Annotated in this window: 18 protein-coding genes; 9 read left to right on the top strand and 9 right to left on the bottom strand. The window is 65.5% G+C overall.

What is annotated here, in order from left to right; genetic code table 11:
- Positions 1 to 10 precede the first annotated feature (10 nt).
- Entirely contained in the window at positions 11 to 772 is a 762-nt protein-coding gene (gene modA, locus G6N38_RS25865) for a molybdate ABC transporter substrate-binding protein (protein WP_163752409.1), read from the bottom strand.
- Positions 773 to 783: 11 nt separating this feature from the next.
- Positions 784 to 1,182 carry a TOBE domain-containing protein gene (locus G6N38_RS25860; protein WP_246228103.1) on the bottom strand — a complete coding sequence of 133 codons (399 nt, stop codon included), beginning with the start codon at positions 1,180 to 1,182 and terminating at the stop codon, positions 784 to 786.
- Positions 1,183 to 1,305: 123 nt separating this feature from the next.
- On the opposite strand from G6N38_RS25860, the gene G6N38_RS25855 reads away from it, so the two are divergent.
- From G6N38_RS25855 to G6N38_RS25845, 4 genes are all read left to right on the top strand, one after another.
- Entirely contained in the window at positions 1,306 to 2,094 is a 789-nt protein-coding gene (locus tag G6N38_RS25855; RefSeq protein ID WP_246227442.1) for a CDP-diacylglycerol diphosphatase, read from the top strand.
- Positions 2,095 to 2,191: 97 nt separating this feature from the next.
- Positions 2,192 to 2,332, top strand: coding sequence for a hypothetical protein (locus G6N38_RS30300; protein ID WP_170314186.1), 141 nt, complete (start codon positions 2,192 to 2,194; stop codon positions 2,330 to 2,332).
- 4 nt (positions 2,333 to 2,336) lie between these two features.
- Positions 2,337 to 3,455, top strand: a complete 1,119-nt coding sequence (locus G6N38_RS25850) for a YeiH family protein (protein WP_163750981.1) — start codon at positions 2,337 to 2,339, stop codon at positions 3,453 to 3,455.
- Positions 3,456 to 3,939: 484 nt separating this feature from the next.
- Complete coding sequence (locus G6N38_RS25845; RefSeq protein WP_163750980.1) at positions 3,940 to 6,153, top strand: putative bifunctional diguanylate cyclase/phosphodiesterase; 2,214 nt, start codon at positions 3,940 to 3,942, stop codon at positions 6,151 to 6,153.
- Positions 6,154 to 6,170: 17 nt separating this feature from the next.
- On the opposite strand, the gene G6N38_RS25840 is transcribed toward G6N38_RS25845, so the two are convergent.
- The 3 genes from G6N38_RS25840 to G6N38_RS25830 form a co-directional block, all read right to left on the bottom strand.
- A complete protein-coding gene (locus tag G6N38_RS25840; protein WP_163752405.1) occupies positions 6,171 to 6,689 on the bottom strand; it encodes an Rv1352/Rv1906c domain-containing protein in 519 nt (172 codons plus the stop codon).
- Between the two features lie 111 nt (positions 6,690 to 6,800).
- Positions 6,801 to 7,232, bottom strand: a complete 432-nt coding sequence (locus G6N38_RS25835) for an STAS domain-containing protein (RefSeq protein ID WP_163750979.1) — start codon at positions 7,230 to 7,232, stop codon at positions 6,801 to 6,803.
- Between the two features lie 171 nt (positions 7,233 to 7,403).
- A complete protein-coding gene (locus tag G6N38_RS25830; protein WP_163752402.1) occupies positions 7,404 to 8,369 on the bottom strand; it encodes an LLM class flavin-dependent oxidoreductase in 966 nt (321 codons plus the stop codon).
- Positions 8,370 to 8,477: 108 nt separating this feature from the next.
- Between G6N38_RS25830 and G6N38_RS25825 the strand changes: the two genes are divergently transcribed.
- Both G6N38_RS25825 and mug read left to right on the top strand, forming a co-directional pair.
- Positions 8,478 to 9,065, top strand: coding sequence for a restriction endonuclease (locus G6N38_RS25825; protein WP_163750978.1), 588 nt, complete (start codon positions 8,478 to 8,480; stop codon positions 9,063 to 9,065).
- Positions 9,062 to 9,583: a G/U mismatch-specific DNA glycosylase gene (gene mug / locus G6N38_RS25820; protein WP_163750977.1), complete on the top strand. Its 522-nt coding sequence runs from the start codon at positions 9,062 to 9,064 to the stop codon at positions 9,581 to 9,583. The genes G6N38_RS25825 and mug overlap by 4 nt, the downstream gene beginning before the upstream one ends.
- Here mug and G6N38_RS25815 read toward each other — a convergent pair.
- The 3 genes from G6N38_RS25815 to G6N38_RS25805 are packed head-to-tail and all read right to left on the bottom strand — an operon-like array spanning position 9,573 to position 12,534.
- Complete coding sequence (locus G6N38_RS25815; protein ID WP_163750976.1) at positions 9,573 to 10,817, bottom strand: sulfotransferase family protein; 1,245 nt, start codon at positions 10,815 to 10,817, stop codon at positions 9,573 to 9,575. The two genes, mug and G6N38_RS25815, sit on opposite strands and share 11 nt — an antisense overlap.
- Positions 10,814 to 11,905 (bottom strand): DUF1214 domain-containing protein, encoded by a 1,092-nt coding sequence (locus tag G6N38_RS25810; RefSeq protein ID WP_163750975.1) that lies wholly within the window; start codon positions 11,903 to 11,905, stop codon positions 10,814 to 10,816. Before G6N38_RS25810 ends, G6N38_RS25815 begins: the two co-directional genes overlap by 4 nt.
- Before the next feature lie 2 nt (positions 11,906 to 11,907).
- Positions 11,908 to 12,534, bottom strand: a complete 627-nt coding sequence (locus G6N38_RS25805; protein WP_246227440.1) for a TetR/AcrR family transcriptional regulator — start codon at positions 12,532 to 12,534, stop codon at positions 11,908 to 11,910.
- A gap of 115 nt (positions 12,535 to 12,649) precedes the next feature.
- On the opposite strand from G6N38_RS25805, the gene G6N38_RS25800 reads away from it, so the two are divergent.
- The 3 genes from G6N38_RS25800 (at position 12,650) to G6N38_RS25790 (ending at position 14,398) form a co-directional block, all read left to right on the top strand.
- A complete protein-coding gene (locus G6N38_RS25800) occupies positions 12,650 to 13,150 on the top strand; it encodes a protein disulfide oxidoreductase (RefSeq protein ID WP_163750973.1) in 501 nt (166 codons plus the stop codon).
- Between the two features lie 7 nt (positions 13,151 to 13,157).
- Complete coding sequence (locus G6N38_RS25795) at positions 13,158 to 14,015, top strand: cytochrome c biogenesis CcdA family protein (protein ID WP_163750972.1); 858 nt, start codon at positions 13,158 to 13,160, stop codon at positions 14,013 to 14,015.
- Positions 14,016 to 14,083: 68 nt separating this feature from the next.
- Positions 14,084 to 14,398 (top strand): hypothetical protein, encoded by a 315-nt coding sequence (locus G6N38_RS25790; RefSeq protein ID WP_163750971.1) that lies wholly within the window; start codon positions 14,084 to 14,086, stop codon positions 14,396 to 14,398.
- Positions 14,399 to 14,643: 245 nt separating this feature from the next.
- On the opposite strand, the gene katG is transcribed toward G6N38_RS25790, so the two are convergent.
- Positions 14,644 to 16,779, bottom strand: a complete 2,136-nt coding sequence (gene katG, locus G6N38_RS25785; RefSeq protein ID WP_163752400.1) for a catalase/peroxidase HPI — start codon at positions 16,777 to 16,779, stop codon at positions 14,644 to 14,646.
- Positions 16,780 to 16,805: the final 26 nt, after the last annotated feature.

Raw genomic sequence — 16,805 nt, 5'->3', positions numbered from 1 at the left:
GGCTCCGGCCTCAGGGTTTGCCGAAACCGGCTTTCGTCAGGATCTGTTGGCCAGCCGGACCGGTCACCAGGTCAACGAATTTGCTTGCCAAACTTGAATTTCCGGCTTGCTTGAGGATAGCGATCGGGTAGGTGTTGACCGCGCCAGCCGCCTCGGGAAACGATACCGCGCTGACCTTGTCACCGGCGGCTGCGGCGTCGGTGACATAGACCAGGCCAGCGTCAGCCTGACCGCTGGTCACCTTGTTCAGCACGTCGGTGACCGAAGACTCCTCACTCACCGGAGTCAGCTTCACCCCGGTCTTGGCCTCCACGGCCTGGGTGGCCGATCCGCACGGTACCTGCGGGGCGCACACCACGACGTTGAGGCCCGGTTTGGTCAGATCGCCAAACGCGTTGATGCCCTTGGGGTTCCCGGGTGCGACGGCAATTGTGAGCGTGTTGGACGCGAAGTTCACCGGCGAGCCTGCCAGCAGACCTGCCTGAGCAGCCTTGTCCATGTTCTTGGTGTCGGCGGATGCGAAGACGTCAGCGTGGGCACCCTGGGTCAGCTGGGTCACCAAATCCGATGACCCCGCGAACGAAAACTCCACCGAGGCACCGGGATTGTCCTTGCTGAACTGATCGCCGATCGCGGTGAAGGTCTTCTTCAACGACGCGGCGGCGAACACCATGATCTTCTGCTGGCCCGGCGTCGTCGACGACGACGGTTGCGACGCGGAACCACAGCCGGCGCTTGCGGCGATGAGCAAACCGGCGGCCACTGCCGGCATCAGCCCTTTGATCACGATTCTCCTGACGTTTCGACGATGACGGTGGTGGCCTTGACGACAGCCACCGCGACGCTTCCCGGTTCTAGGTTCAGTTCGCGTACCGCCTCGGTACTCATCAGCGAGACGACGGTGAACGGGCCGCACTGCATCTCGACCTGAGCCATCACGGTGTCGGCGACCACCCGGGTAACCAGGCCGGCGAACCGATTGCGTGCCGAACTGGCGACGGACAACGGGTCTTTCGGAGTTGCGGCGGCGTTCTTGCTGGAGTAGGCGGCGAGCGCAGCTCCGTCGACGGTCTTGCGGCCGGATTGGTCACTGCCCGTGGGAAGGTTGCCGTCCTCGATCCAGCGCCGGATCGTGTCGTCACTGACGCCGAGCAACTCGGCGGCCTCCCGAACCCGCAGCATCGGCACGGCCGAATGGTATCCGATTGCATCCGCAGCTGCGGACCATACCTCGGTTTAGATCCGCAGATGCGGCTTCGCCGGGTGAGGGGTGGTGTGCTCTCGCTGCCGCCGTAGGGTGTGGCCGTGCGACACCTGCGTTGCAGTGCACCACTGGCGGCGGCACTCGCGTTGGGTCTGCTGGGCGCGGCCACCGCCGACGCTGACCCGAACGCACTCTGGACGATCGTCCACGACCGCTGCATCGTCGACGAGCGCCAGCAGCACGACCCGGCACCGTGTTCCCGTGTCGATCTCAGCGGGGGCGAGAACCACGGCTATGCGGTGTTCAAAGATGCGGTCGGTGATCGGCAGTATCTGCTGATCCCCACCGCGCGCATCGCCGGGATCGAAAGCCCGGCACTGCTGAACTCCGGTGCGACGAACTACTTCGGCGCGGCATGGCAGGCCCGGTCGTTCGTCGAACAGAAAGCCGGCGGAACGATCGCGCGGGACTGGATGAGCCTGGCGATCAACTCGGCGGTGGCGCGAACCCAGAACCAGCTGCACATCCATATCGACTGCGTGCGTGCCGATGTCCACGACGCGCTGCAGTCGGCGGCCGCTGCCATCGGGCCGGCGTGGGCACCGCTTGCGGTTCCGTTGGTCGGCCACACCTACTGGGCGATGGCGATCAATGGTGCCGATCTGGACGCCAACCCGTTCGTCCTGCTCGCCAACGGTCTCCAGGGAGCACGGGCCGATATGGGATTGCACACGCTGGTGGTGGTCGGTGCCACCGACCCGGCGGGCCGACCCGGCTTCGTCATGCTGGCCGACCGGGCCGACGCCCAGTCTGGCGCGGGGGGCGAGGAGCTGCAGGATCACGATTCCTGCCCGCCGCCGCTACCCGCGACGCCGGCCACCGCCAAGTAGCCGCCCGGAGAAAATCACCGCGAGCGCATTGCTGGTCAGCCCGGCGCCCGAGCGCCAACATCGGCGACATACATGTAGCGCGAGCGGGGAGGTAACCGTGGCGGAATCCATAGAGCCCGGCAGGGGAGACACCCGCCGGGATCGGTTGTCGATCGGCATCGATTGGTGGGCGACCATCGTCGCGGGCGTCTTCGTCGTCCTCGCCGTCGCGGGTCTCCTTCCCAAGATTCCGTGGTGACCCCATGAGCACAACTGACGTCGCACAGACTTCCGAGGAACAGCCGATCTTCACCAGCCGCAACCTGCTGGACTACGTCCCAGGCGTGCTGCTGCTGATCGGGATCGGCCTACTGGGCAAGTACGCCCAGATCTGGTGGAATCTGCTTGCCAAGAAGGAACATTGGACGGTTCCCGATATCGAATACGTGTTGTGGGCCATCGTGATCGGCCTGCTGATCACCAACACCGTCGGTGTGCACCGGATCTTCCGCCCGGGCGTGCAGACCTACGAGTTCTGGTTGAAGATCGGCATCGTGGCGCTCGGTGCCCGATTCGTGCTGGGCGACATCGTCAAGCTGGGCGGGATTTCGCTGGTGCAGATCCTGCTGGACATGGCCATCGCGGGCGGAATCATCCTGCTGGCGGCGCGACTGTTCGGTCTGTCGGGCAAGTTGGGTTCGCTGCTGGCCATCGGTACTTCGATCTGCGGAGTGTCGGCCATCGTCGCGGCCAAGGGCGCGATCCGGGCCCGCAACTCCGATGTCAGCTACGCGATCGCGGCGATCCTGGCGCTGGGGGCCGTCGCCCTGTTCACACTGCCCGTGCTAGGCCACGCTCTGGGCCTATCCGACCATGAGTTCGGCTTGTGGGCCGGTCTGGCCGTCGACAACACCGCCGAGACCACCGCGACCGGGTACCTGTTCTCCGATGAGGCCGGCAAGCTTGCTGTGTTGGTGAAGTCCGTGCGAAACGCATTGATCGGGTTCGTGGTCCTGGGTTTCGCGCTGTACTGGGCCGCCCGCGGCGAAGCCGACGAGATCGCGCCCGGGTTCGGCGCCAAGGCCAGGTTCGTCTGGGAAAAGTTCCCCAAGTTCGTGCTGGGCTTCCTGGCGGTGTCGGCGATCGCCACCGCCGGTTGGCTGACCAAGGGTCAGGTCACCAACCTGGGCAACGTTTCGAAATGGGCGTTTCTGCTGACCTTCGCTGGCGTGGGGCTCAACACCAACTTTCGCGAGCTGGCTCGCACCGGATGGCGACCGCTGATCGTTGCGGTCATCGGGCTGGTCGTGGTGGCCGTGGTGTCGCTCGGGTTGGTGCTGGTCACCTCGCGGGTGCTGCACTGGGGGGTCGGCGCCACCTAGTGGAATTCTCGACGCAATTGCCTAAGCGGTGATCGGCCCGGCCGTCAGACATGTCAGGTAGCCGACCACGGTGTTCGTCATCGGCATGACGCGATGATGAAACCGAGGGCACCCGCCTACGATCGCACAAGATCTCCCTTGAACAGCGCGAGCTTGATCCGGCCGGACTCGTTAATCAATTGCTGCTCAAAATGTTTGGCGATTCAGCACCCATGCGGCATCAGCATCTGCGAGCCAGTGTTGCAGCGCTGGTCAATCCGCGTTGCTTCACTCAAACGATCCGATGGCTGAACCATAGTTTGCTACTCTGCGCTGGCGCGTCCTTGTTTTCTCGACGCTTGGGGGGCTGGTGCACATGCTGCACACCAGTGGCAGGGCAACCTTCGGCGCGACCTCGGCTGGGGCTGGATTACTGGCACTTACCGCTTTTGCATTGTGGGATACGCCGGCCGATTCGACTGTCACTGCCGTCAGATTCGCACTCTTGCTCGCTGCCGTAGCGGCCACAGTAGCCACGCTACGAGCCGCGACTCTGACCGGCGGGGTCATTCGGGCCGCGTGGCTGTCGCTGGCATTCGGACTCGGCGGGTTCGCCGTTGGGATCGGGGCCCGCGCTTGGTACGCCCTTGCGGGACACACCACTGCGTTCTCTCCGGCCGCTGATCTGATCCGGGCATTGCTGCCCGCTGGGGCCTGTGCGGCTTTGCTGTTACTGAGTACCGGCTTGAGCACGACAACACGCATCCGAGTGCTACTCGACGGGGTGGTGGTCGCCGGTTCGATCGTGATCGTGCTCTGGGCCCAGGTCTTGGGAGACATCGACCGTTCCCAGGCCGCCGAACCCGTTCCGTTGGCCGCGTCGATGACGTACCCGATCCTCGACGCAGTGGTCATCACGGTTGCGGTGCTGGTGTATCTGCATGCGCAGCCGGGTCAACGCATGACGATAGGTTTGATCGCACTGGCCAGCCTCTGCATCGCGCTGACCAACGATGTCGTCATCCATTTGTTCGCGGCTCGGAAAACACTCGACTATCAGATCGTCACGGTTGGCTGGCTGGCCGGGCTGCTGTTGTGCATCGCTGCCGCCGTCACCGGGCCGTCCCACGCGCGCAGAGACACCGTCATCGCGCGGCCGCCTTCGCCGGCGTCGGTCTTCCTGCCGTTCGTGCCGGTGGCGGCGGCATCCGCGGTCGCCACCTTCTCCGAACCCCCGGATGACGGGGTGCGGGGACCGCTGGCAACCGCGGGTGCGCTGCTCATCATTGCGTTTCTGGCACGCCAGCTGATCGTCGTCGCCGAGAACCGACGATTGTTCACCGCTGTGACCCGCCAGGCACTGCGGGACCCGCTGACCGGTCTGGCCAATCGCGCGGTCTTCGTCGACCGGGTCGGGCATGCGATGCAGATCCGCCATCGCGATGGGTCATCGGTAGGGGTCATGGCACTCGACCTCGATGACTTCAAAATGGTCAACGACACTCTGGGTCACGGCGCCGGCGACGTGCTTCTCATGCTGGTCGCCGAACGGCTCGTCGCGACCGTGCGTACGGGTGACACGGTCGCGCGGTTCGGCGGCGACGAGTTCGCGGTCCTCATCGAGGGCAGCCCCGGTCAGGCTCAGGTCATCGCCAATCGGGTGGCCGAGGCATTCGACCGTCCGTTCGTCCTCGGCGACCGCGAGTTGATCGCCCGGCCAAGTTTCGGACTTGCCCTCGCCGAGCGCGACGACCACGAGATCACCACCGCCGAGCTTCTCAAACGCGCAGCCATCGCCCTGGACGCGGCCAAGACGTCCCGAGTCGCCGGCGTCCACACCTTCGCCCCCGAGATGGAAGCGGAGTTCTTCGGTACCGGCACCACGCATTCGGACTCCGGCTCCGGTGCCGATGGCGAGCGGACTCACGGGGTCCAGCTACTGGGCGAGCTTCGGCGAGCGATCGATCAGGGCGAACTGGCACTGGTGTACCAGCCCAAGGTTGATCTGCGCACGCTCGAGATCGTGGCGGTTGAGGCGTTGGTCCGCTGGCCGCACCCCAGGCGCGGCGTGTTGGCGCCCGACGAGTTCCTGCCGCTGGTCCGTAGACACGGATTAATGGGAGCGGTCACCGATCTCGTGGTCAACAAGGCCCTGGACGGCGCGCGTCGGTGGCACACCAGCGGCTTCGACGTTCCGGTTGCGGTCAATGTCTCGGCCCCTTCGCTGACCACCCTGAGACTTGTGGCCACGGTCGCGGCCGCGCTGGCGGCGCGCGGCCTCGATTCCTCCTCACTGATCATCGAGATCACCGAGGACTTCCTTCTCAATGGCCCGGAGCAGACCAAGCTCGTGCTGCACGACCTACGGGCATGCGGAATCCGGATCGCCATCGACGACTTCGGCAGTGGCTACTCGTCGCTTTCCTACCTTCGAGACCTGCCCATCGACCACGTAAAACTCAACCGGCACTTCATCGCCCCGGTCACCAACGACCCGCGGGCGGCGGCGGTGGTCAGGGCAGTGATGAACCTCGCCCACGAACTGGGGATGGCGACCGTTGCAGAAGGCATCGAGCGTCGCGACACCCTCGAACAGCTCCGCGAGTATCGCTGCGACTTTGGGCAGGGCTACTACTTCAGCCGACCAAAAGAGCTCGACGAGCTTCTCCCGATGCTCGCCAATCCGCCCTGGCTCTCGTCCACGGGCAGATCGCATTGATGCGGTCAGTCAGGCACTCAGTAGGGCGGCAGCTGCCCGTTGCCGGACGCCCCGGACATCCCGTTGAGCTGGTCGAGGTAGTGGCGCAGCTGAAGTTGTGACATCAGCGGTCCCGGTGCAGCCGGCGGCTGAGCATCGGTCAGCGTCCACGGCTGACAACCGTCGGTCTTGAAGGTGGCGTCACCGGGATCGATCTGCTGGACCTGTGCCTTCTTGGTCAGCCCGTTGTCCAAGTTGGTCTGGCCGTCGGGTCCGCCGACCCGCTTCCAGTAGCAGGCGCCACCCTCGACCGGTCCCGCCGTGGCGTACGTTCCGGGCACGATGTCGACGCCGACCTTGTAAGTGCCGTCGGAGTCCATCGAGCTCTTGGGCCCACCCGCCGGAGTCGGCGCGGGGGACGAGGTCGCCCCAGGGGACGACGTCGGTGCCGGGGAAGCCGGCGACGATGTCGGTCCCGGGGCAGGCCCCGTCGGCGCATCGGAAGTCGTCGGTGCAGGTGCGGGCGCCGGGGTAGTGGTGGGGTCGGCCGTCGCGATACCCGCCCCAGCTCCTACCGCCAGCGCACCGACAGTGAGCACTATTGTAAATAGACGCACGTCAACCAGGGTAACCCGGCGATGCCTAGCCGACCTAACCGTCAAAATCTATTAAGCGGTCTTGCTCAGCAGAGGCAGCAGAAAGCGGCGGCGATTCAGAATCGCGTCGTCGAACTCGTGCTCGGCCTCGGCGACCGAACCGACGACCGGGAAGACAACGTCGCTGTCCCGGCGGAGACGGCGGTTCACCGCGTCACTGCCCACGACGGCCCACTCCACTCCCACCGAGTTGCAGATGTCGTCGATATCGCACAGCAAACGAATCGATTGCGGAGTAAACGAGCTCACGCCGGACAGGTCCAGAACGAAGGGCTTGTCGGCGAGGACCAGCTTCTTCGCGAAGTCGGCGACGTGATCGAGGTTGGCCGAATCGATGCGCCCGCTGACCGCGACGACGGTGGCCACATGGCGGGAGTGTGCTCGGATATGGGCGCCCCGGTAATCGACGATGGGGTTTCCGTACCGTGACGTGAAGCTCGTCATGGGCTGCTCCATTCGGTCATGTTGCGTGTGTGGCGGCCTGTCGGCTGCCTCAACCTGACTCGTACGCTATGCGGCAAATCTAAGGTGACCGGGAGCGGCGGCTAAAACTCTGTTAAGAACCAGTTTTCACCACCGATACCCGAATTCGGGCAACCTCGACCGCCAGATTGGCTAACGCAGGGCGGGCAGGACCTCGTCCGTAAGTAGAGTTACCGACTTCCAGGCCTCGTCCACCGGCATGCCACCGACCAGTGGATGCATCACGATCGGGCCGTAGTTCGCCGACGCACGTACCTCGTCGATCAGCTGGTCGGGAGTCAGGAATCGGTATCTGCCAGACGCCTGAACTTCGGCCAGGGTCTGCACACCGGGCAGATGCATGACCGACCGCGACGGGTCGTCAGACCATCGTCCGTAGGTGACCGCTTCCCACAGGATGTGCTCGCCGAGCTCGGCCCAGGCTCGCTCGGGGTCTTCGTGCAGGTAGATCATCCCGCGGTTGACCGCTGGTGGCATGAGGACGAATGGTCGCTGACCCGCTTCGCGGCACAACTCGGTGTAGTACTCCGCCAGGTCGGGGCGGTGGTCGGGCAGGCTCAAGGGCAGGCCGAACCGCACGGCCCGCCGGACAGTCGCCCGCACCCCGCCGCCGAGATACAGCGGTGGATGCGGGCTGGTCCAGGTTCCCGACACCACACTGGAACCCTCGGTCCAGGACGCCAGCATCTTTTCCAGCAGCTGATCCATCAGTTCGCCGCGGCGGCCGAAGTCCACCCCGAGGGCTTCGTACTCCACTTCGCGGTAACCCAGGCCGACGGTGGTGTGCAGGCGGCCGCGGCTCATCGCGTCGATCAGCGCGATGTCTTCGGCCATTCGAACCGGATTCCACAGCGGCCCCAGCGCACAGTCGATGCTGGCGAAGATGTTGGCCGTGCGAGCCAGAAACATGCCCGCGATCATGACCGGGTTACAGCTCCAACCGTGCCCGGTGGCGTGGTGCTCATCGACACTGACCGCGGCGATCCCGTGCCGATCCCCGAACTGCGCCAACTCCAATGCCGCGGAAAGCAATTCACCCTGCACACCGGGATCGCCGCCAGGAGAGGCGAAATTGAAGCGGAGAATCGCGAGCATCAGAGCACTGTATTGCTGCCGTTGCGCCAAACTCGATGCGAACGGGTCACGATTTGGCCGCTGTGCCTCATTGCCCGGCTCCCTGTCGGTGCCCGCAGCTACGGTGGCGCCGTGCGCGAGGACGCGGCCGCGGTCAGGACGGCACTGCAATGGCTGGGGTTGTGGATTGCCACGACAGCGCTACTGGCGCTCGTCGGCCAGCTCAACAAGGCGGTGTGGGTGCTAGCTGTCGTCAGTGCGGTGGGCGTGCCGGTCTGCGCGTGGCGGGCACTGCTGGTCTGGCTCGGCTATCGCCGAAAGGTCAGGCGTGATGCGCTTTACCGCGCCTCCGGGCAGGCCGCAGTGGACGCGATGGCGGGCGTGGAATTCGAGCGCTACGTCGCCGCGGTACTGCGGGGTGTCGGCTACACCGTCGAGCTGACAAGAGCGACTGGCGATTTCGGCGTCGATCTGATCGCAATCAGGGACGGTATCCGCACCGCGGTGCAGTGCAAGCGGCAGAGCCGCGTGGTCAACGGCGCCGCCATCCAGCAGGTGGTGGCCGGCGCAACCGTCTACGACTGCACGGCGACGATGGTGGTGTCCAACCACCGCTACACGCGGGCCGCTCAACAGCTGGCCGACGCACATGGCTGCGTGCTGGTCGATCGCACTCGACTGGCGCGGCTGTCGCGCTCCCGAACGCCGAGCACCCAATGACGACTCCACCTGAGCGGACCTACCAGCCAGACATCCTGGCCAACGACTTGGATATCGTCTTCTGCGGAATCAACCCTGCGCTGACCGCACAAGCCGACGGATACAACTTCTCCAGCCCGACCAACCGGTTCTGGACTGCGATCCATCTCGCCGGGTTCACCGATCGGCAGTTGGCACCTTCCGAGGAGCGCCGCCTGCTTGAATACCGTTGCGGCATCACTGCGGTCGTGACAAGACCGACCGCCGAGGCACGCGCAGTGTCAGCTCACGAGATCCGGCAGGCGCTCGCGTCATTCGAGACGAAGATGCGTGCAGTCTCGCCGCGCGTGCTGGCCTTCCTGGGGAAGCCCGCAATGTCGGTGGTGCTCGGAACGAACAGCGTGGCGTGGGGGCTCCAACGCGACACCGTTGCCGGCGCCACGGCCTGGGTGCTGCCCAATCCGAGCGGTCGGAATCGGCGGTTCCCCATCGCGGCACTGGTCGAGGCGTACGCCGAGCTGCGAGCGTTCAGCCGATGAAGCGGTCTCGGTAAGTGCTCAGGCGGTCGGCCACCTCCGCAGGGTCGAGTCCCACGTCGGCGAGATCGTAGATCACCTCGCCGTAGCGTCCGCGCGGGTGCGCGGCGATGAAGTCAGCCATTGCCGCGCGCACGTCGTCGCCGTAGGGCTGGTCGGCCAGTTCGTAGATCGCCGAGAGCGTGCCCTGTTCGTCGGCCATGAAGTCGGTGAAGCGCACGTCGATCGACTGCTCGGCCGGCAGCACGTCGCGGCCGTGCAGGCAGCCGCTGAACAGGTCGTCGGCCCGGTCGAGCCAGGTTCGCGCGATCTTGGCAGGATCTGGCTGCGCGCAGGCCATGCGGGAGGCGTAGACGATCATGGTGAGCATTGAGCGCGTCACCTCGACCGGATCACGATGCGTCACAATGAATGTCGCATCCGGGAAGGTGGCGTACAGGGTGGCGAACTGTTCGAGGTGCTGCGGGGATTTCAGTACCCAGCGAGTTCCGCCCCGTAGCCATTGCATGGCCTGCAGTTGCCGCTTGAGATGGGCATACGAGGGCCCCTGGTCGTGGGACTTGTAATGCGCGGCGAATGTCGGTATGTGGTAGGTCGTTTCGAAGAGCATGCCGGAGATGTCGTTGGCCAGCAGCTGAATTTCCTCGTGTGCATGGTCGACAGTCATATCGTGCATCCGCTTGAAATCGGGCATCGAGGTGTCAACCAGATCCAGCCCGGTCGAACATCGATCCCGGCGCGCGGAGTCCTCTTCACCGGGGGTGGGGAAGGGCTCCAGGCTCTCCCAGTACGGCAGATAACGCAGGTTGGGGTCGGCAGCGATCAAGTTGTGCAGGTGAGTCGTACCGGTGCGGGGCAGGCCGCAGATGATGATCGGCCGCGTGATGTCGACATCCTCGATCTCGGGATGCGCGGCGATGAGCGCCTCGAAGCGAAGCCGGTTGACCAAATTGCCGACCAGCTGTTCGAAGACTATGGCGACGCCGACGTCGGACAGCCCGGTCTCCTCGCGCAACGATTCGGTCAGCACGTCGAGACGTTCGCGGAAGCTGTCGTCGCCCCAGCCGTCGAGTCCGGTGCGCTCAGTTGCGGTGGTCAGCAACGCCTCTGAGGTCAGTTCCAAGATCGACCCGTAGCCTGCCAGCGCCTCACGCATCGGCTTGGCGGCCTCGGGGAACACCGGGTTGGCCAGATCGGTGAACCTGATGGCCTCGGGCCGCTGCACCCCAGCGGTCATGCGGAAGCCTCGGCGACGTCCACGACCCGGCAGGTGGGCCGCTTCGGCGTCTCGTCCGGCAGGAACCAGCGCAGCCAGATCAGGCCCTTGGTGCGCCCCGCCGTCGATACCCAGTTGGGATGGCCGGGATCAATGTCGCTCACCACGATTCGCCAGGAGCCGTCGGGCTCGTAGCTGATATGCGCGCCGTTGATGGTCACCCGCTCGTAGGAGTAGTCGTAGGTGTGCAGGAAGGGGTTCCACAGGCACAGATTCCAGAACACGCACGACGGTGAGGTGCCGTCGATGATCAGCGCCTGGCCCGGCTGCAGTTCGTAGGCCCCCATCGCGTAAGCGGCATCGCCTGCGGCCCAGCCGTAGGTCTGCTGAGGCACCGGATACGGTTCGGCGATCTCGTTCGGCGGCTCGACCCGGGTCGGGAGGAAGGAGTACTGCTCGTTGAGCCAGGTCCTGGCCGATCGCAGCCGGCGGATGAGGTCGGCGCGGTCGTCCTGCTTGCGGGCGGGTGGGTCGACGGCTTCGATCTTCCACTGCACGCGCCGGTCGGTCTCGGGGTTCTCCAGGTAGTCGCGGGTCAGCGCGACAACGGCATCCGACTCGAGCTTCAGCCAGGTGCCCGGCTGCGGGTCGGGGCTGATGGTGAACTCGAAATTGCCGTCGTCGTCGAACTGCAGGGAGCGGTCGTTCATCGTGCCGACGATGCGATTGCTGTAATGGCCGTCGTCAGGGCCGCCGTAGACGGTGATCGACAGGTAGACGGAGTCACCCCGGTTCCCGGTGACCCGGTACGTGCGATTGGGGTCGACCGGGGCCAGTTGGTAGAAAGCGTCGGTGTTGTCCCCGCCCCATCGCTGATAGGGCCCGATGACGTCGACGAACCGGGGATTGGCCTTGTCACCCCACACGTAGGCGTCGACCGCCACGCGCAGCAGGGTGAACGTCAGCCGATACCCGTCAAGGATGTCGGCTTCCTCGAGCGGGGGATCGGCGGCCAGGAACTTGCGCTCGAACGAGCCGAGCTCGTCCAGCAATTCGTGAAAGGCCTGTGACAATTCGTTTGCCGCCGTCGTCTTTCCGTCGTGGGACATGTTCATTCCTTCTCTCGTGCCTGCGCGCCCTGCATGACCAGGGAGCAGAGTCTGTCGACCAGGTGGTCGGTGTCGTCGCGCCCGTCCACGAGGGCGCTATAGAAGGTGGAACCGACCAGCACGTTGAACAACGTGTCGGTGTCGATATCGGCGCGCACCACTCCCTGCTCGGCGCCGGCGCTGACCAGGTCGGCCAGCTCGCCACGGATCCGATCGTCGAGCAATTGCTGTGTGCGGATGTGCAATTCGGAGTCGCGGCGGCGTTCGGCGAGGATGCCCATCGTCGCGGCTTCGACCACCGGCTCGCGCCAGAAAGTCACCGCACCGCGAATGAACTCCCGCAGGTCGGATTCGAAATCGCCAGAACGCGGCAACGCGGCACTGCCGGCGTCGGTACCGAATGCGGCCTCGAAGACCACGTGCGCCTTGGACGGCCAGCGGCGGTAAATGGTCGGACGGCTCACCCCGGCCGCGCGGGCGATCGATTCCATCGACACCTGGTCGTAGCCGACATCGGTGAGCAGCCGGCGGGTGGCCGTCATGATCGCTTCGTCGGTGCGCGGGTCCCGGGGACGACCGCGCGCCGGTTCTGGGCTGACCGAGAGGATTCCGCGATCGGGGGTTGTCACGAACAATTATGTTCCGTTACGTCACGTAAACTGTCAATGTCTCCGATTGAACCGAACGGCCGCGGGTAAACGTGACAACAAGAGCAGTCCGCCCCGACGGCCAGGAGGCCATGCCATGAAACTCTGGTTACACCGCACGTTGCAGGCTCTGGCCGTGCTGATGGCGGTACTCACCGTGGGAGTCGCCACACCGCCGGCAGCCATTGCCGAGGACCAGCTGGCGTTCACCGGCACGACCCTGAGCGGAGCCCCGTTCAACGGCGCAAGTCTGCAGGGCAAACCGGCGGTGCTGTGGTTCTGGACCCCGTGGTGCCCGTTCTGCAATCAGGAGGCCCCGAACGTCAGCCAGGTCGCGGCCGCGAACCCGAAGGTCACCTTCGTCGGGGTCGCAGCGCGCTCCGACGTGGGGCAGATGGAAGGCTTCGTCTCGAAGTACAACCTGAACTTCACCAACCTCAACGATGCCGACGGTTCGATCTGGGCGCGGTTCAACGTGCCGTGGCAACCCGCGTATGTGTTCCTTCGTCCCGACGGGTCGTCGACGTTCGTGAACAACCCGACCTCGGCGATGTCGGAACAGGAACTCAGCGACCGGGTGCACGCGCTGGTGTCCTGAGGTATCCGTGGATGCAAACTTGACCGGCCTAGCACTGGCCGCCGGGATGGTCGCCGCGCTGAACCCGTGCGGATTCGCCATGCTGCCGGCCTATCTGACGCTCGTCGTTCGTGGTGAGGGCGCAGATCCGAGCCGTACCGCGGCGGTGGGGCGCGCGCTGGCAGCGACCGCTGCGATGGCACTGGGATTCCTCGCGGTGTTCGGCCTCTTCGGGCTCTTGACGGTTCCAGTCGCCACCGTCGTGCAGCGTTATCTTCCGTATGCGACCATCGTCATTGGGATCAGCCTTGTCGCCCTTGGCATTTGGCTGCTGGCCGGCCGCGAACTGGCCTGGAATCCGGTCGGGTCGCGCTGGCGATGGGCGCCGACGGCGCGGCTGGGGTCGATGTTCGGGTACGGGATGGGCTATGCGATCGCGTCGCTGTCCTGCACCATCGGGCCGTTTCTCGCGGTCACCGGCAGCACGATGCGCAGCGGGTCGGTGGCCGGCGCCGTGCTCGTGTACGCCGCCTACGCTGCCGGCCTGGCGTTGGTGGTCGGCGTGCTCGCGGTCGGGATCGCCCTGACCAGTACCGCGCTGATCGACAAGATGCGCCAGCTGCTGCCTTACGTCAGCCGGATCAGCGGTGTCGTGCTGATCGCCGTCGGTCTCTATGTCGGCTACTACGGTCTCTACGAGATCCGGCTGTTCAGCGCCGACGGGAATCCCGCCGATCCGATCATCGCCGCGGCCGGCCGACTGCAGGGCACGATAGCCGGCTGGGTGTACCGCACGAGTGCCTGGCCGTGGCTCGTTGCGCTAGCAGTGCTGGTTGCAGTGGCAGTGGCGGTCCGGATGCGACGCGCCCGCGAGCACCGGCCCTGAAGCCCCGTTGGCGCACAGCGGGCGTCGGTATAGTCCGCTGCACGAGTGAGACAGGGGAGAGGACGCGGATGAAACGACATGCGATGCGAACCTGGGGGGTTGCCGGAGCGGCACTGCTGGCGCTGACCGGTGTTCCCGCCGCGATCGTCACCATTGCGCCCAGCGGTGAGGCGCATGCCGACGTGTGCGCCAGCGCCGGCCGCCGGGTCACGGTCAGTGGCTGCGCCAACCTGTCCGACGTGATGGCGCCCTACGTGCCGCCGCCGTCTTATTACGCGCCGCTGCCCGAGGACTACCCGCCGCCTCCGCCGCCTCCGCCGCCGCCGGTCAGCGGCTGTGTGGGCTACAACGGCCGCTGGGTCAGCGCCGGCGGCTGCCGCTAAGGCGCTGTCGCGCGCCGTCGGTGGGGGATTTCGGTGAGTCTGCCGACGATTTCGATCGATACCCCCCACGCTCGGCGGTTGGGCATCCGGCGGTGCTCGCCGCCTAGACCACGTCGAGACCAGTGGTCTCGATGACGAGAACAGCGGGATTCAACACCGGTGACCCGCTCGGTGGGCAACACCAGCTCCCAATACCGACGAAACCCCGCGGGCAACGCCCGCGGGGTTTCGCTTACTGCTTGAGGTCAGACGTCGAACCGGTCGGCGTCCATCACCTTGACCCAGGCCGCGACGAAGTCCTTGACGAACTTCTCCTTGGCGTCATCCTCGGCGTACACCTCAGCCAGCGCCCGCAGCTGCGAGTTCGACCCGAACAGCAGGTCCACCCGGCTGGCGGTGTACTTGTCGGCACCGCTGGCGCGGTCCGTGCCGATGTAGGTGCCGTCGTCGGCCGACTGGTCGGTTGCTGGCGCCCACTTGGTGCTCATATCGAGCAGATTGACGAAGAAGTCCGTCGTCAACGCACCCGGGTTGTCGGTCAGCACACCTAGCTTGGTGCCACCGAAATTGGCGCCCAGCACCCGCAGGCCGCCGACCAGCACCGTCATCTCCGGCGCCGACACATTCAGCAGGTTGGCCTTGTCGATGAGGTGGTACTCGGCAGGCAGGGACAGCCCCTTGCCCGCGTAGTTGCGGAACCCATCGGCCTTCGGCTCCAGGTAGGAGAACGACTCGACGTCGGTCTGCTCCTGGGTGGCGTCACCGCGACCCGAGGTGAACGGCACCTCGATGTCGAAACCGGCCGCCTTGGCGGCCTTTTCGACACCAACGTTGCCGGCCAGCACCACCAGGTCGGCGAAGGACACGTCGACACCCGCCGAGGCCTGGATCTGCTCCAGCTTGCTGATCACCTGAGCCAGTTCGTCGGGCTCGTTAGCCTCCCAGCCGAGCTGTGGCTGCAGCCGGATCCGGCCACCGTTGGCGCCGCCTCGCATATCACTGCTGCGGTAGGACGAGGCAGCCTTCCAGGCAGTCGAAACCAGCTGCGGCACAGTCAGACCCGAGTCCGCGATCGCCGACTTGAGCGTGGCGACCTGATCGGCCGACAGGCTCTTGCCTGCGGGAATGATGTCCTGCCACAGCCAGGTCTGCTTGGGCACCAGCGGTCCGAGGTAGCGGACCACCGGACCCAGATCACGGTGCAGCAGCTTGAACCACGCCTTGGCGTACTCCTCGGCGAGCTCCTCGGGATGATCCAGCCAGCGGCGGGTGATCTCGCCGTAGATCGGATCCATCCGCATCGACAGATCAGTGGTCAGCATCGACGGGTGGGTCTTACCGCTGCCCTGCGCCATCGGCACCGAGTTGGCCCAGCCGCCATCCTTGGGCTTCCACTGGTTGGCACCCTGGGGGCTCTTGGTGAGCTCCCACTCGTTGCCGTAGAGAATTTCCAGGAATGAGTTGTCCCACTTGGTGGGGGTATGGGTCCAGGTCACCTCCAGACCGCTACTGACGGCCTCATTGCCGACGCCGGGGTTGCTCCAGCCCAGGCCCAACTGCTCGAGCGGGGCCGCTTCGGGTTCCACGCCGTTCTCGATATCGGTGGCGCCGTGGGTCTTGCCGAAGGTGTGGCCACCGACGATCAGGGCCGCGGTCTCGATATCGTTCATCGCCATCCGGCCGAACGTCTCGCGGATGTCGATGGCTGCTGCGACCGGATCCGGATTGCCTTCGGGGCCTTCGGGGTTGACGTAGATCAGACCCATGTGGCTGGCGGCCAACGGGTTCTCCAGCTTGGTCCGGTCACTGCCGGAGTAGCGGTCCTGCGAACCCAGCCACTCGTGCTCGGCGCCCCAGTAGATGTCCTCTTCGGGCTCCCAGAAGTCGGGGCGACCGAAGGCGAAACCGGCGGTCTTGAACCCCATGTGCTCCTGGGCCCGGTTTCCGGCGTAGACGATTAGGTCTGACCACGAGATCTTGCTGCCGTACTTCTTCTTGAGCGGCCACAGCAGGCGGCGGGCCTTGTCCAGGCTGACGTTATCGGGCCAGCTGTTCAGCGGTGCGAAGCGTTGCATCCCTCGCCCGCCGCCTCCGCGGCCGTCCTCCACCCGGTAGGTACCGGCGGCGTGCCAAGACATCCGGACGAAGAGCGGGCCGTAGTGTCCGAAGTCGGCGGGCCACCAGGCCTGCGAATCTGTCAGCAGGGCATCGAAATCACGCTCGAATGCCTCGAAGTCGAGCGTCTTGACGGCCTCGCGGTAGTCGTAGCCTTCGTCCGTCGGGTCGATGGCGGGCGGATTCTTCTGCAGGATCTTGAGATTCACCGCGTTGGGCCACCAGTCGCGGTTGCTGCCACCCTCGACGGGCGGCTTGATGCGCATCGGGCAGCCGCTTTCGGCGGGCTCGG

It is taken from the genome of Mycolicibacterium helvum, assembly GCF_010731895.1.
Taxonomy (GTDB): domain Bacteria; phylum Actinomycetota; class Actinomycetes; order Mycobacteriales; family Mycobacteriaceae; genus Mycobacterium; species Mycobacterium helvum.
This window is presented reverse-complemented; position numbering and strand designations above follow the sequence as displayed.

Excerpts from the sequence above, each read along its gene's own strand:
- modA (WP_163752409.1), bottom strand. The coding sequence starts at position 772 with ATGCCGGCAGTGGCCGCCGGTTTGCTCATCGCCGCAAGCGCCGGCTGT.
- G6N38_RS25860 (WP_246228103.1), bottom strand. The coding sequence starts at position 1,182 with ATGCTGCGGGTTCGGGAGGCCGCCGAGTTGCTCGGCGTCAGTGACGAC.
- G6N38_RS25850 (WP_163750981.1), top strand. The coding sequence starts at position 2,337 with ATGAGCACAACTGACGTCGCACAGACTTCCGAGGAACAGCCGATCTTC.
- G6N38_RS25835 (WP_163750979.1), bottom strand. The coding sequence starts at position 7,232 with ATGACGAGCTTCACGTCACGGTACGGAAACCCCATCGTCGATTACCGG.
- mug (WP_163750977.1), top strand. The coding sequence starts at position 9,062 with ATGACGACTCCACCTGAGCGGACCTACCAGCCAGACATCCTGGCCAAC.
- G6N38_RS25815 (WP_163750976.1), bottom strand. The coding sequence starts at position 10,817 with ATGACCGCTGGGGTGCAGCGGCCCGAGGCCATCAGGTTCACCGATCTG.
- G6N38_RS25810 (WP_163750975.1), bottom strand. The coding sequence starts at position 11,905 with ATGTCCCACGACGGAAAGACGACGGCGGCAAACGAATTGTCACAGGCC.
- G6N38_RS25800 (WP_163750973.1), top strand. The coding sequence starts at position 12,650 with ATGAAACTCTGGTTACACCGCACGTTGCAGGCTCTGGCCGTGCTGATG.
- G6N38_RS25790 (WP_163750971.1), top strand. The coding sequence starts at position 14,084 with ATGAAACGACATGCGATGCGAACCTGGGGGGTTGCCGGAGCGGCACTG.
- katG (WP_163752400.1), bottom strand. The coding sequence starts at position 16,779 with ATGCGCATCAAGCCGCCCGTCGAGGGTGGCAGCAACCGCGACTGGTGG.